The sequence below is a fragment of the Streptomyces sp. NPDC026575 genome (assembly GCF_055567415.1).
In genome coordinates, this window is the sequence record NZ_JBVHQM010000032.1 from 46446 (window position 1) to 61440 (window position 14995).

The 14995-nt window shown below is 75.4% G+C and carries 10 protein-coding genes; 7 read left to right on the forward strand and 3 right to left on the reverse strand.

Annotated elements, in window-relative coordinates:
• Positions 1 to 150: 150 nt before the first annotated feature.
• From ACZ4NB_RS32760 to ACZ4NB_RS32770, 3 genes are all read right to left on the reverse strand, one after another.
• A complete protein-coding gene (locus ACZ4NB_RS32760) occupies positions 151 to 1290 on the reverse strand; it encodes a PadR family transcriptional regulator (protein ID WP_467666669.1) in 1140 nt (379 codons plus the stop codon).
• A gap of 1 nt (position 1291) precedes the next feature.
• Complete coding sequence (locus ACZ4NB_RS32765; RefSeq protein ID WP_467666670.1) at positions 1292 to 2167, reverse strand: DUF4097 family beta strand repeat-containing protein; 876 nt, start codon at positions 2165 to 2167, stop codon at positions 1292 to 1294.
• Positions 2168 to 2357: 190 nt separating this feature from the next.
• Positions 2358 to 2537 (reverse strand): DUF6104 family protein, encoded by a 180-nt coding sequence (locus ACZ4NB_RS32770; RefSeq protein ID WP_384434017.1) that lies wholly within the window; start codon positions 2535 to 2537, stop codon positions 2358 to 2360.
• Positions 2538 to 2690: 153 nt separating this feature from the next.
• Here ACZ4NB_RS32770 and ACZ4NB_RS32775 point away from each other — a divergent pair, with 153 nt between their 5' ends.
• From ACZ4NB_RS32775 to fxsT, 7 genes are all read left to right on the forward strand, one after another.
• Positions 2691 to 3113: a CU044_2847 family protein gene (locus tag ACZ4NB_RS32775; protein ID WP_467666671.1), complete on the forward strand. Its 423-nt coding sequence runs from the start codon at positions 2691 to 2693 to the stop codon at positions 3111 to 3113.
• On the forward strand, positions 3113 to 5278 hold the full coding sequence (locus ACZ4NB_RS32780) for a VMAP-C domain-containing protein (protein ID WP_467666672.1): 2166 nt from the start codon (positions 3113 to 3115) through the stop codon (positions 5276 to 5278). The genes ACZ4NB_RS32775 and ACZ4NB_RS32780 overlap by 1 nt, the downstream gene beginning before the upstream one ends.
• A gap of 398 nt (positions 5279 to 5676) precedes the next feature.
• Positions 5677 to 6723 carry an AAA family ATPase gene (locus ACZ4NB_RS32785; protein ID WP_467666673.1) on the forward strand — a complete coding sequence of 349 codons (1047 nt, stop codon included), beginning with the start codon at positions 5677 to 5679 and terminating at the stop codon, positions 6721 to 6723.
• Between the two features lie 5 nt (positions 6724 to 6728).
• Positions 6729 to 10085, forward strand: coding sequence for an SAV_2336 N-terminal domain-related protein (locus ACZ4NB_RS32790; RefSeq protein ID WP_467666674.1), 3357 nt, complete (start codon positions 6729 to 6731; stop codon positions 10083 to 10085).
• 109 nt (positions 10086 to 10194) lie between these two features.
• Positions 10195 to 10413: a YxD-tail cyclophane-containing RiPP peptide gene (locus ACZ4NB_RS32795; RefSeq protein ID WP_467666675.1), complete on the forward strand. Its 219-nt coding sequence runs from the start codon at positions 10195 to 10197 to the stop codon at positions 10411 to 10413.
• A gap of 220 nt (positions 10414 to 10633) precedes the next feature.
• On the forward strand, positions 10634 to 11836 hold the full coding sequence (locus ACZ4NB_RS32800) for an FxsB family cyclophane-forming radical SAM/SPASM peptide maturase (RefSeq protein WP_467666676.1): 1203 nt from the start codon (positions 10634 to 10636) through the stop codon (positions 11834 to 11836).
• 105 nt (positions 11837 to 11941) lie between these two features.
• Positions 11942 to 14992 (forward strand): FxSxx-COOH system tetratricopeptide repeat protein, encoded by a 3051-nt coding sequence (gene fxsT / locus ACZ4NB_RS32805; RefSeq protein WP_467666677.1) that lies wholly within the window; start codon positions 11942 to 11944, stop codon positions 14990 to 14992.
• Positions 14993 to 14995 lie beyond the last annotated feature (3 nt).

The window sequence follows — 14995 nt, forward strand, 5'->3', positions numbered from 1 at the left end:
TGGGACAGGGGCGCGCCGTACGGCGCGGGCGCCCCCTGCGCACAGCGTCACCGGCGGGCGCCCGGCCTCCGCGGGGCGGGACCGGGGTCCGGGCGCGCGGACCGGGCGGCCCGTACCGGATGCCGCGGCCCCGGCCGGGCGCCACCGGACCTACGCGTCCGGGTCCGTACGGGACGAGGCGTTCTGCCCGGGGTGGCGCAGCAGCGCGCCGATGTGCGCGGCGGCCGTGCCCAGCCGCCGGCGGGACTCCCCGAGCTGCTCGGCCGTGATGCCGTGATCGCGGGCGGCATCCCGCAGATCGTCGCGGAAGCGGTCCAGCAGCCGGTCGAAGTCGCGGGCCGGGTCGCCGCTCGTCGGCTCCTGCGCCCATTCCGGGGCCGGGGGCGCCTCGGCGGGCGGGGCCTGCGCGCCGTCCTCCTTGGCCAGGTCGACGCGCTCGACCGTCACCCGGGTCGTCCCGTCCGCGCCGCCACCGGGGCCGGCGCCGCCATGCTCACCGGACCGGTCGCCGGTGAACCGGCCGACCTCGCGGGACACCTCGGCCAGCGCCTCGCGCACCGCGCCCGACCAGTCGCCGGACCGCACCGCCTCCTGGGCCTGGTCCTGGACGCGCCGGATGACCCGCTGGACCTCCTCGTGCGCGAACACCTGCGCCTCCCTGGCCTGCTTACGGGCCCGCTGGGCGTCCTGCTTGGCGCGCTTGCTCTCCTCCTTGGCCCGCCGGGCCTGCTCCTTCCACTCCTCCTTGGCGCGCCGGAACTCCTCCTTCGCCTGCCGCCAGGCGTCCTTGTCGCCGAACGCGCCGTCGAAGTAGTCGGCGGCCTCCGGGAACGGCCGGCCGCCGCCCGCGGAGCCCTTCCCGCCGCCGTCGCGCCCGGACTTCCCGGCCGCGCCGGCCTCCGCACGGGCCTGCTGGGCGGCCGCCCGGACCTCGCGGCGCAGATCCCGCGCCGAACCGCTCACGTCCTCGCGGATGTCCGAGGCGAGCGAGGCGACCGACTCCCTGATCTCCAGCTCCAGATCGGCCAGCTCGCCACCGCGGTCGGCGAGTTCGGCCCGGCCGGCGTCGGTGATCGAGTAGACCTTGCGACCGCCTTCGGTCGCATGCGTCACCAGGCCCTCGGTCTCCAGCTTGGCCAGCCGGGGGTAGACCGTGCCGGCGGAGGGGGCGTACAGGCCCTGGAAGCGCTCCTCCAGCAGGCGGATGATCTCGTAGCCGTGCCGGGGGGCCTCGTCGAGCAGCTTGAGGAGGTAGAGCCGCAGGCGGCCGTGGGCGAAGACGGGGGGCATCTCAGCGCGCCTCCTTCGTTGCGGGCGGGTCGGTGGGGGAGTCCTCGAAGGCGGGGCGGCGCAGCAGGGCCAGTCCGCCGGAGACGGTGGTGACCTTCAGCCTGCCGGTGCCCTCGCCCAGCGAGCCGGTGATCTTCTTCGCGCCCCACTGGCCGCTGACCCGCAGATCGTCGAAGGCGTTGGAGACCGTGCCCGAGGTGGTGTTCGCCTCCACCCTGGCGTCGGCAGGGTCGGGCAGCCGGATGGCGACCTCGCCGGAGACGGTCGTCAGACGGATGTCGGCGCCTTTGACGGGGTCCAGGTCGAGGACCATGTCGCCGCTGACGGAGTCGGCGTGCACCCCGCCGCCCGCACCGTCGATGACCGTCAGATCGCCCGAGACGGAGTTGAACCGCAGATCGCCGGTGAGCGACTGCGCCTCGACCTTGCCGGAGACGGTGTCGGCCCGCACCTCGCCGGAGAGTCCGACGAGCGTGCTGCGGCCGGAGACGCCGCGCACGTCCGTACGCGCCGAGATGCCGGAGACCACCGCGTCGGCGCCGACCACGCCGACCTCGACGCGGGTGCCGGACGGCACCGTCACCGACACCACCGCACGGCGGTTCCACCCCTTGCGCTCCAGGAACTTCAAGAAGCCCTTCCAGGGGAGGTCCTCGTACGCGATGGACAGGGTGCCGTTGTCGTAGGAGACGGTCAGCGGCGGGCCGTGCAGCTCGCTGACCTCCAGGCGGGCGGGGCTGCCGTCGGAGGTGCCGACCACGTTGACCGCGCCGCCGACCACGCGCACGCTGAGCGCGTCGACGGGCTCGGCGATCTCCAGCTTGCGTGGTTCGGCCACCTGCATCGGATTCTGCGACCACTCGGTCCGGGCTGACATTCCTGGCCTCCCCTGGATAGCCGTGCAACGCAACATATCGCGTCCTCACCAGACACGATATATCGCGGCATGGGGAAGTCAAGCAGTGCCGACCCTGACGTCACCCCGATATGACGCGTCGCGTCCCCTGGGTATCGCCCCTGGGTGCGGCCCCGCGCGGCCCTCCCGTCGGCTACGCGCCCTGCCGGCCCTACTCGTCCTCTTCGTCGTCCAGTCGTGCCAGCCAGGTGGCCAGCCGCTCCACCGGCACCTCGAAGTCCGGGTTCAGATCGACGAACGTGCGCAGCTGCTCGGCCACCCAGCCGAGGGTGACCTCCTCCTCGCCGCGCCGGTTCTCCAGCTCCTCGATGCCACGGTCAGTGAAATACACGCGCTCTCCACCAGGGGTCATGGGACATTCCCGGCCAGGATAGGCAGGCCCACGGACCTCTCGCGCCACAGGCGGCCGAGGGCTAGCCTGATCACCTGTCAACGGTCCTGCGGCAATTGGGGAATTGCCGTCCAGGGGGAGCAGGAGGCCGTGATGCAAGATCGCGCACAGCGCATCGAACTGCCCGACGGCACGGAGGTCTGGGCCCGGGTCTCCCGGCTGGACGAACCGGGGCTCGACGGTCTGGACGACGCCGTGGACGAGGACTTCGAGGACGTCGGCGCCTGGGACGCGCTCGGCGCCCGGGTCGAGGGGCTGCGCGAGGTGATCGGCGGGGTCGCGAGCAGCGTCCGCCAGGCCGCCGAGCGGGTCGCGCCGGACGAGACCAGCGTGACCTTCGGCGTGGAGCTGTCGGCCAAGCCCGGCAAGGCCGTCGCCCTGCTCGCGGACGGCGAGGCCAAGACCAACCTCTCCGTCACCCTCACCTGGCGGCACGACGGCGGAGCGCCGTCATCGCGGCAGCGGCACCGAACGCAGGCGGCCGACCGCCGGGAGCCGGACGATTCGGGCCGCTGATGGCGCCCCCCGAGCCGCCGGCCCCCGGCCGCGGTGACCGCGCCCGTTACACAGCACTCCTCGACCACGCCGGACGCACCACCGTCGGGCTGCGCGCCGCGCCCGGCGCGAGCGCGGCCCGGCTGTGGGGCAGCGGGGTGCTGATCGCGCCGGGATGGGTGCTGACCTGCGCGCATGTGCTCACTTCCGACGACGGCCGGCGCCGCGAGACGGGGCCGGACGGCGTCTTCGGCGTCGCGTTCGGCGGCCGGGTGGCGCCCGCGCGCCTGGTGTACGACATGAACCGGCCCGACCCGGCGGCCGGACCCGCCGCGGCCCGCGCCGACCTCGCCCTGGTCCGGCTCCTGGAGGGCGAGGCCGAGCACCCCTGCGCCTGGTTGAGCGATCAGCCGGCGACGCTCCTGGAGGACGCGTACATCTTCCGCGGGCACGAGCCGTCGGGCCCGGTCCCGTCCGGCGAACGCGTAGTACGCGAGTCGGGCGGCGGGCCCGGCGCCGACGCGGCGGCCGGCCCCCGGGGCGCCCCCGCCGCGGCCGGCTCCGTGGACCCCTTCATCGCCGTCCGCTTCGGCGCCCGCGACGCCCGGGGCCTGCAGTTCGGCAGCGACGTCCGGGTCACCCCCGGGGCCTCCGGCGGGCCGCTGCTCGACTGCGACCGCGGCGAGGTCGTCGGCATCGTCAAGGGCCGCCATCAGCACGACCACGTCGGGCTCGCGGTGCCGGTCACCGCCCTGCGCGGACTGGGCCCCGAGCATCTGGCCCCGGGCGCCGAGGGCCTGGGCCCCGACCCGTACCACGCGCTGATGGGCCTGCATGACCGCTGGCACTGGGCCGGCCAGGACCTCGGCCGGGCCGGCGCGGGGCCCACCTGGTTCGACGCCCAGCACGCGATCATGGCGGGCCGCGGCCGGCTGTGGGGCGTGCAGGAGCGGCTCCAGGCGCTGGACCTGCTCGCCCGGCTGCCCGCACCGCGCGACCCGCTGGTCGTGGAGGCCGCGGTCGGCGAGGTGCTGGAGCGCGGCGAGCGGCCCGGTGCCTGGTCGCTGCGCACCTGGCGGGACGGCCACGGCGCGCTCTACCAGGGCAGCGACCCGTACACGGAGCTGCGCGCCTTCGTGCACTATCTGCGGATCGTGGCCCAGCTGACCGCCGACGAGGTGCGCGAGGTGCCGGGCGAGCAGGCCGCCGCGGTAGGCGAAGAGGCCGCCAGGCTCGCGGAGTTCGTCCAGGCCAAGGCGGTGGTGCTGCGGCCGCAGGACCGCCGGCGGATCGGGCCGGTGCGCCGTCGCCCGCGCTCCGTACTCGTCGAGTTCGAGCCGCTCTTCTACGACGAGGGCGGCCGCGAGCTGTACAACTGGTCGGTCAGCGAGGGCTACGGCCAGGGGCAGTGGCTGCGCGTGGACGTACAGGAGTCGGCCGGCGGCGTGCCCTTCGAGCAGGCCCGGGAGCAGGTGCTGCGCCGGCTCGGCGGGCGGCTGCTGCGCGCCGACGGCGACGCCGGACCGGGCGCCCGCGTACGCCTGGAGGTCGCCGTCCCCGAGGGGCGCTGGCACACCGCCGCCGGCCAGTGGGAGGTCGCCGCCTCCACCCGGCGCACCGCCCGGCTGCGGCCGGTCGGCCCCGGGCGCGCCGTCGTCCTGCGCGACCAGGGGCGGCGCGAGCAGGTCGACCCGGCCTGGCTGCGCCGCTGGCAGGGCCTCACCGCCGCCCCCGAACTGCGGGCGCTGCGCATCCCACCGCCCACGGGCGCCGGCGCGCGCCCCGGTGCCGGCTCCGCCGAGGCGGTCTGGCGGCTGCTGGAGACCGCGGACGACGGCACGCTGCCCGCGCTGTGCCACACGGTCGCCGACGGGTTCGGACGGGACGCGGTCGGCGTCGCCCTGGACACCGGCTTCCCGGCCGGTCTGTGGCCGGCCCGCGGCCACGGGCAGGAGCGGGACTGCGATGCCTCCTGCGAGGAATTCCACCGCGGGGTACGGGAGTTGCTCCAGGGGTCGGGCGGTGTGGCGCGTCTTCCCGAGCTGGTGCGGCAGCTGCGCGCGAAGGCCGCGGAGGCCGCCGAGGAGGGCGCGCACTGGGCCCGCGACCTGGTGCTCCTCTACGACGATCCGGAGGACCCGATACCGCAGCTGTTCACCGACCGGCCCCAGACGTCGCCGCGATGAGCCGGTGCCGCGCCGCGCCGAGCCGCCCGGAGCCGCCCCGAGCCGCGCCGCGGCGCTCCGTGCGGCGTGTGCGCCGCGCATGCGCCCGGCGTCCGCCCCCGGCGCCCCCGCTCGCGTCGTCGCGCGTCGGCCCGGCCGGCGGCGGTGGCCGCAAGTCCCGCCCTGTGCGTGGCACTTGGCGCCCCCCGACGCGCCAGCGTGAGACCGGAAACCGCCCCGTGCGCTTCCGTACGGATGGGTACTGTCATAGCGTCGTGGAAGACTTGTTCGTGAAGACGTGATGGCGTGAGTGTGCGTGGCGGACGCGGGGTAAGGCCGGGGCGGATGCCGACGTCTCCGGCGGTCCTCCCTGACTCCCGCTCCTGACCGATGCCGGGCCGGCGACGAGGAGTTCCGACGTGAGCGACTGGCTCATCTACCGTGGCGCGGGGGCACCGCACGACGGAATTGAGCACCTTCCGCCGCCACCCCCCTGGCGTGATTTCGACGGCGGCCCTCCGGTGGCGCCGCCCGCGCCCCTCGATCCCGCCTCCGAGCGCAGGCTGGGCGTACAGCATCGGGAGGCCAGCCACCACCGCCCCGGCGAGACCGAGCGCGAGCTGGTCAACGCCGCGCTCTATCTGCGCAGACCGCTGCTGGTGACCGGCGCCCCGGGCAGCGGCAAGAGCACCCTGGCCCATTCGGTCGCCTACGAACTCGGCCTCGGCCGGGTGCTCGGCTGGCCGGTGGTCAGCCGCAGCACGCTCCGCGACGGCCTGTACGACTACGACGCCATCGGCCGCCTGCAGGACCTCCAGATAGCCCGACAGACCTTGGCCGAGCCGGAGGCGTTGTCGGCTGCCGTCGATGACGAGCCGGGCGGCGGCATCGGCCGCTATATCCGCCTCGGCCCGCTGGGCACGGCCCTGCTGCCCGCCGACCGGCCCCGCGTCCTGCTCGTCGACGAGCTCGACAAGAGCGATATCGATCTGCCCAACGACCTCCTGAACGTCCTGGAGGAAGGGGAGTTCAGGATCCCGGAGCTGGAGCGGCTGGCCGGATCCGCCCCCGAGGTGCAGGTGCTCAGCGACGACGGCGCGCGGGTGACGGTGCGCGGCGGCCGGGTGCGCTGCCGCGCCTTCCCGTTCATCGTCCTCACCAGCAACGGCGAACGGGACTTCCCCGCACCCCTGTTGCGCCGCTGCATCCACCTCCACATCCCGGTCCCCGACAAGGAGCGGCTCGCCGCCATGGTGCGGGCCCACTTCGGCGAGGGCGCCGCCGAGCGCTACGAAGCGGTGATCGACCGCTTCCTGGACCGCGAGCCCGGCGACGTCCGCGCCGTCGACCAGCTCTTCAACGCCATCCACCTCACACAGCAGGCCGGCTGGACGGACCAGGACGAGGAGGAGACCCGACGGCGCCTGACGGCGGAGCTGATGCGGCCTCTCGATCGGACGAGGTGAGTGCGGTGCCCCTCGGGGAGCCCGGCCCAGGTCCCCTCGACGAGCTCGTCGCCCGGCTGACCGCGGCGGGGCTGCCGGCCGATGCCCGCCAGATGGCCGACGCGCTCTGGCTCGCCCAGTGGATCACCCCGGACGAGGCGTCGGCCCAGGCCCGGAGCGACGCCGGCGCCGGTCGCAGCGACCGCATAGATCCGGCCACTTTCCGGGTGGGACAGGCCGGATCGGCACACCATCCGCCGGACGGCGGCGCGCCCTCGCCGGCGGACGGTCTCCCGACCGGGGACGCGCGCCGAGCCCGCGCCCGGCAGCGCGTCGCGGAGCTGCGGCCCCCTCAGGACACGGGGGAGCCCGCCGCGCCCCTGGGGCAGTGGGGGAGCCCGCCGGACCCGGACCGCCGGCGCCTCGGCGAGGTCGCCGTCCCGATCGCCTCCGCCTTCCCCGGGCTGCTGCCGCTCCAGCGCGCACTGCGGCCCGTCCAGCGCTACCGCCCGCCGGCCGCCCCCCTGCGCAGCAGGCTCGACGAGCCCGCCACCGCCGAGCTCTCCGCCCACGCCGAAATGATCATCCCGGTGCTGCGCGGGGTGCACCGCCGCACGGCCGCCCTGCGGCTGCTGATGGACGGCTCCTCCTCGATGGCCGTCTGGGAGCAGATGCTGCACGACCTGCGCCAGGTCTGCGAGCGGGTCGGCGCCTTCCGGGACGTCACGGTGCACTACCTCCACCCGCACGGCCCGGACGTGGGCGTCGCCACGGCCCCCGGCCCCGGCCGGCGGCTGCGCCCCGCCGACCAGCTGCACGACCCCACGGGCCACCACCTCACCCTCGTCCTCAGCGACTGCGCCGGCCCCCTGTGGCGCGACGGCCGGATGCAGCGGCTGCTCTACCGCTGGGCGGCCGACGCCCCGCTCGCCGTCGTCCAGCCGCTGCCCCAGCGGATGTGGGCGCGGACGCTGCTGCCCGCCGTCGCCGGGACCCTCGTCCGCCGCCAAGGCCCCTACCAGGCCCTCGACTTCACCCCCGCCCGACGGCGCCGACGGCCCGCCGCCGCACCGGGCGCACCGTCCGCGGTGCCCCGCGAACGCGCCGTCCCCGTCCTGTCCGCCACCCCCTCCGCCCTCGGCTCCTGGGCCCGGCTCGCCGCCGCCGACGCCGGTCTGTCGCTGCGCGGCGCGGCCTGCGTCGTCCGCGCCGACCACGGCGCCGAGCCCCCGGCCGGACCGCCGCCGGCGCCCGAGCCGGACGCGCCCTCCCGTATGGTCGGCGCGTTCGAACGGCAGGCATCGCCCGCCGCCCGGCTGCTGGCCGTCCACCTCTCGGCCGTGCCGCTGGCGCTGCCCGTCATCCAGCTCGTCCAGCGTGCGATGCTGCCGCAGACCGGACCGGCGGAGCTGGCGGAGGTGCTGCTCAGCGGCCTGGTGGCACAACTCGCCCCGGAGCAGCTGCCGTCGGGGGAGCAGGCCGCCGGCGGCCCGTGGTACGACTTCGTGCCGGGCGTGCGCGACGAGCTGCTCCGCCGGCTCAGCGCGGGCGAGGCCGCCCTGGTCCTCAAGCACTGCTCGCTCTACATCGAGCGCACCTTCGGCCGCAGCGCCCGCAACTTCCCGGCCGTGGCGGTCGCCATGCTCTCCGGCAGCGGCCGCGAGCCGGAGACCGGCCAACGGGCCGTGCCCGAACCCTTCGCCCGGGTCTCCGAACGCGTACTGCGCCGCTTCGAACCCGCGCTGCGCCCGCCCGACCGGCGGCCGTACGTCCCCGACGGCCCGGCCGCGGAAGGCGCGGCCCTCCTGGAGCGCTACGAACACGACCGCGCCGTCCGCGATCTGGTCGAGGCCGTCCGCCTGCTGCGCGCCGCCGCCGAACGCCGGCCGCAGGCCGGCACCGACCTCGCCCGCGCCCTGCTGCACGCCTGGGCTAAGTGGCGTCAGCCGGACGCCCTGGAGGAGGCCGAGCGGGTGGCCCGGGCGGCGGAAGGGGCGGGCGACGGCGACGACGCCGGGGAGGCCGAGCGCACCCGGGCGCTGATCGTGCTCGGCCGGGTCGCCCACGCCCGCGCCCGGGAACGCCGCCTGGCCGACGACCCGGACGGGGAGCGCACCGCGCTCACCGACGCCGCCCGCCGACTGCACACCGCCTGCGGGCTGATGAGCCTGCTCGACCCCCGCGTCCTGGAGAGCATGGTGCTGCGCACCGAAGTCCTGCGCCGCCTGGCCGCCCTGCCCGAGGTCCCCGGAACCCCGGTGGACGCGGCGGAGCCGTCGTCCGGCGACCCCCTCGACGAGGCGGAACGCTCCCTGACCACGCTGCTGGACCAGTGGCCCAGCGGCGAGCAGGTCCCCGGCGAGGTCTACGCCGCCCGCGGCGGGGTGCTGCTCGACCAGGCCCGCCGGGCCGCCGGCGACCCCGACGGGGCCCGCCCCGCCGACGCGCTCGCCGTTCGCGCCGCCGACGACCTCGACACCGCCACCGTCCTGCTCCGCCGCCGCGGCGACGGGGCCGACCGGCTGGTCTGCGAGACCCTGCTCGATCTGGCGGCGGCGCGCCAGATGAACGGTCGCGCGGGCCTGCCGTCCGTGCTGCCCACCCTCGAACGCGCCCGCGAGATGGCCCACGCACTGGGCGACGAGGCCCTGGAGGCCGACAGCCTGCGCCGGACGGCCGCCGCCCAGCGGGCCGTCCACACCCGAACCGGCGCGCCGGCCGCCCTGGACTCCGCGATCGCCGCGCTGGCGGCCGCGCTCCGTCTGACCGCTCCCGACTCGCCCGAGCACAGCGCGCTGCTCGCCGAACGCGGCGCGGCGCTGCTGCTGCGCGCCCGCCTGGAGCCCTCCGACGAGCCGGGCAAGCGGCTGGCCAACGAGGCGGTCCATGTACTGCGCGAGGCGCTGGCCAGGGTCGCGCCCCAGGACCCCGACCTCGGCAGCCACCGGCTGCTGTTCGGCCGCGCCCTGCGGCTGCGCTACGAACGCCAGCCCTCGCTCGCCGATCTGCACGAGGCCGACTGGATCCTGGAGCTGGCCGCCCGGGGCGCGGACGTGCCGGACGCGGTCTGCGCCGAGGCATGGCTCGAAGTGGGCGATGTCCAGCTGCTGTTGGACCGCCGCTTCGACTCCCGGGAACGGCACGACCGGGCCGCGGCGTGCTACCGTCGCGCCGCCGCGGCCGCCGGCCGGGCCGGCAGCGCCCTGCTGGCCGCCCGCGCCCACCACCGCCGTGGCGAGGTCCTGGAGGTCACGGCGGGCCCCCGCTCCGCGCTGCACGCCTACCGCGAGAGCTGGGAGCAGTGGCAGCGCGCCGCCGAGTCCACCGGCCCCGAGGCCCAGCGCACCCGCGCCCGGATGCGTGCCCTCGCCGACCCCGCCTGAGCGCCCGGTGGGGCCACCCCGGCCGGCCGTCTGGCCGTCCACCGTCCGACGTGTTTCTGTGGACAGCAGTTCGGGAACACCACCGTCCAGCCGGCCTGAGGAGAGCAGCGTGGCGACTACCCCCCGCACCGAACCGGCTGCGGCCGCCCCGTTCGAGCCGTCGGCCGAGCCGCTGCCGGATTTCTCCGGGGTCGACGTGGGCGCCCTGGCGGTCCGGACGGACCATGCGGTGCTGGGGGACGTGGCGGCGCTGCTGCTGCGCAACTGGCCCACGGGCAAGGACGCCGTGGCCTACTACGAGGACGGACCGGGCGCGCTCCTGCGGTGACGGGCCGAGTGGATCCCCGCGCCGTTCCGACGTGGGGCAGCGGGTTTTTGGGCAAACGCGCAAGGAAACCGGCCAGTTGTCGGCGTCTTTCGATTCTTTGATCGATGGCGGAGCCAAGTAACCAGACGGAGCCGAGTAACCGGACAACGGGCCGAAGCGGGCGATCGGAGACCGCCGACCGCACCTCGGCGAAGGCTGACGGGGGCAGGGGGGCGACGCCGTGGCGGGGGAGCAGACCGGCCGGAGCGCTGCCGTGCCCTTCCGGCAGTTCGTCCTGAAGGTCCACAGCCGCTGCAACCTCGCCTGCACCTACTGCTACCTCTACACCGGCCCCGACCACAGCTGGCGCGAGCGCCCCCCGACCGTCGCCGACGCCACCGTCCGGCAGACCGCCCTGCGCATCGCCGAGCACGCCCGCACCCACCGGCTGCGCGAGGTGCGCATCGATCTGCACGGCGGGGAGCCGCTGCTCACCGGTCCCGGCCCGCTCCTGGCCCAGGCCGCCGCCCTGCGCGCCGTGCTGCCCGCCGGCTGCACCGCCGAGTTCGGCGTGCAGACCAACGGCACCCTGCTCACCCGTAAGACCGTCGACACGCTCGGCGCCGCGGGCTTCCGGCTCGGCCTCAGCCTCGACGGCGGCACCCCCGGCCTCAACCGCCGCCGCCTCGACCACGCCGGACGGCCCTCCTGGCCCGCGGTCTCCCGGGCCGTGGGGCTGCTCAACGACCGGCCCGACGCCTTCGCCGGCATCCTGTGCACCATCGACATCACCGCCGACCCGGCCGAGGTCTACGGCTCGCTGCGGGCACTGGACCCGCCGATGCTCGACTTCCTGCTGCCGCACGCCAACTGGACCAGCCCTCCCCCGGCCACTGCGGGGAGCGGCCCCCGGCCCGGCCCCCTGGGCCCCGCCGGCCGCACCCCGTACGGCGACTGGCTGTGCACGGTCTTCGACCTGTGGTGGGACGGCGGGCCCGGACCCCGGGTGCGGGTGTTCACCGAGATCCTGGGCCTGCTCCTGGGCCGCCCCAGCTCCAGCGAGGCGGTCGGTCTCTCACCGGTCGTCGCCCTGGTCGTCGACACCGACGGCGCCATCGAGCAGGTCGACTCGCTCAAGTCCACCTACGAGGGCGCCGCCGCGACCGGCCTCGACGTCTTCCACCACACCTTCGACCAGGCCCTGGCGCACCCCGGCATGGCCGCCCGCCAGCGCGGCCGGGACGGGCTCGCCGCCCAGTGCCGGGCCTGCGCCCTGGTGGAGGTCTGCGGCGGCGGCAACTACGCCCACCGCTACCGCGCGGACGCCGGCGGATTCGCCAACCCGTCCGTCTACTGCGCCGACCTGGAACGGCTGATACGGCATATCGCCGCCCGCCTGGACGCCGCCGTCTCACCCAACTGCCGTGCCACGGACATGACCTGACGCACTGTCGTCATCTGGAGCGATACTTGGGCTATCGTGCGAAAGAACCAGGGCACGCCCCAGCCTCCGCACGCGCGCACCATCGCATCTCAGGGAGACGGTCGCATGGTCGATCAGTCCATTTCTTCTGGTTCTTCTGGTTCCGCCGGCACTTCTGGCCGGCCCGGCCCGGCCGGCTCCCGCGAGCACATCACCATCAGCTATGCGGGCTTCGCCCGGCCCTGGGCCGCGTGGATCTCCCACCAGCTGGAGCAGCAGGGCCACGGCACGACCCTGCTCCGCTGGGACCCCCAGGTGGACACGGCGCTGGCCGCCGAGCTGTCGGGGCTGCTGGAGGCCGAGGGCCGGCTGCTGATCGTGCTCGACGACTGGTACTTCCGGCTGGGCCCCAAGACGCAGGAGGAGTGGACGGCCGCACTGCGGGAGGTGGTGCCCCCGCACGCCGACCGGTTCGCCGCGGTGAGCGTGGCCACGCAGAGCCTGCCGGCCACGGCCTCCCTGCTGCGCCCCGCCGACCTGCGCGACCTGGACGCCCGCGAGGCCCACCGCCGGGTGCTGCACCGGCTGGGCATCGCCGCCCCGGCCCGGACCCCGGACGAGGAGGCCCCCGGCGAGCCCCGCTTCCCGAACAACCCGCCCGAGGTCTGGAACATCCCCCGCCGCAACAACCGCTTCACCGGCCGCGACCACGTCTTCGAAGAGCTGCACGGCAGGCTCGCCGGCCCCGGGGTGGGCTCGGCCCCGCCGCTGGAGACCCGGATCGCGCTCTACGGCACCTCCGGCGTCGGCAAGAGCCAGATCGCCGCCGAGTACGCCCACCGCTTCGGCAACGACTACGACGTGGTGTGGTGGATCAGCGCCACCAACCGCGGCGCCGCCCGCGAGCAGCTCGCCGAACTCGCCACCCGGCTCGGCCTGCCGGTCGGCCGGGAGCTGGGCGACCGCATCCGCGCCGTCCACGAAGCGCTGCGCGTCGGCCGCCCCTACCGCCGGTGGCTGCTGATCTTCGACAGCGCCGACGACATGGAGCAGATCGAGGACCTGATCCCCGACGGCCGCGGCCATGTCCTGATCACCACCCTCACCCGCGACTGGTCGGGGTCCGGCAGCGCCCAGGAGATCGAGGTGCTGCCCTTCAACCGGGTCGAGTCCGTCGCCTACGCCCGGCGTCGGGCACCCCGGCTCACGCCGGTCGAGGCCGATATGCTCGCCGAGTCCGTCCAGGACCTGCCGCTGCTGCTGGCCCAGACCGCCGCCTGGCTCGACGCCAACCCGATGTCCCCCAAGGAGTACATCGAACTGATCCGGCGCGGCGAGCCCAGCCTCGTCGGCATCCGGATCTCCTCCGACTACCCCATGGCCTTCCAGACGAGCTGGGCCATAACTCTCAACACCCTGCGCGAGCGCAGCCCCGCGGCGGTCGAACTCCTCAAGCTGTTCGCCTTCTTCGCCCCGGACGCCATCCCGGTCCCGATGCTCGCCAGGGCCCGCCGCGGCGATCTGCCCGAGCACCTCGCCGATCTGGCCGCCGAGCCGATCAGCTGGAACACCGCGCTGCGCCGGCTGACCGAGTCCACCGCCGTACGCCTGGACTACCAGGTCTCCCAGGACTCCGACCCGGCCGTGGAGACCGCGCAGATGCACCGGCTCTACCACCGGTTCCTGCGCAGCGACATGACCGAGGACGAGCGCGACCTGATGGCGGCCACCGCCTGCCGGGTGCTGGTCACCGCCGACCCGCAGAACCCCGCCGACACCCGCTACTGGGAGCGCTACGCCGAACTCATCCCGCATCTGGAGCCGGCCGGCGTCCTCGACAGCCCCGATGCGGCCGTCCAGCAACTGCTGCTCAACTGCGTCGAGTACCTACGGGTCCGCGGCGAGTACCGCATCGGCCTGCGGCTGTGCGAGCAGTTCATGTCCCGCTGGCGCACCCGCCTCGAACCCACCCAGCGCACCATGCTCGTGCTCACCCACCAGCACGCCAACATGCTGCGCCGGCTCGGCCGCTACCGCGAGGCCGAGGCGGTCGGCGGCGCCGTCGTCGACCAGCTCGCCGCCGAGCGGGACGCCTCCGACGCCGACCTGCTGCGCGCCCAGGACGGCCTCGCCGGCACGCTGATCGCGCTGGGCTCGTACGAGCAGGCCCACGAGCTCTTCGAAGCCGTCTGGCGGGCCTACGCCGCGCTGCTCGGCCCCGAGGCACCCCGCACCCTCTCCTCGCGGCACAACCTCGGAACCGTCCTCGCGCTGCTCGGCCGCTACGAAGAGGCCCTGGTCACCCACCGCGAGGTGCTCGCCTTCCGGGAACGCGAGCTGCGCGCACGCCACCACCTCACCCTCAACGCCGGCACCGCGTACGCCCGCACGCTGCGCCTGCTGGGCCGCTACCGCGACGCCACCTCCAGTCAGGAGCTCAACGCCCGGCTGCATCTGCAGGTGATGGGCGCGCACACCCCGCAGACCCTGCGCGCCGAGCACAACCTCGCGCTGTGCCTGCGGCGCACCGGCGAGGTGGCCCGGGCCGGCGCCCTGCTGGCCGACCTCGTCGAACGCTCCCGCCGGGTGCAGGGCCCGCGCCACCCCGAGACGCTGATGGTCCGCGCCGACCACGCCACGTTCCTGCGCGAGCACGGCGACCTCGGCCAGGCCCGGGACCTGGCCGAGGAGGTCGCCGAGCGCTATCAGGCGCTGGCCGGCGAGCGGCATCCGTACACCGTCGGCACCCTCGGGAACGTCGGCCTGGTCCGCGCGGAGTTCGGGGAGACGGCGGAGGCGCTGGACATCGCCGAACGGGCGCTGCACGGCATGACCCGGGCGATGGGCCCCGACCACCCCTGGACGCTGGGCTGCGCGCTGAACGCCGGCGCCGCCCGCAGCCGGGTCGACGACGAGGACGGCGCGGTGGAACTGGGCCGCGACACCCTGGAGCGGGCCAAGGCGACGCTGGGCGACGCCCACCCGATGACCCTCTCCGCGAAGACGGCGCTGGCCGAGGACCTGCGCGCACTGCGCCGCCGCGGCCAGGAGGCGGCGAAGCTGGAGCAGGAGGCGATCCAGCAGCTCTCCGAGACGCTGGGCGCCGAGCACCCGCACACCCTGTCGGCCCGGCGCCGTCGCCGCCCGTACTGGGACTTCGAACCGCAGCCCGTCTAGCGG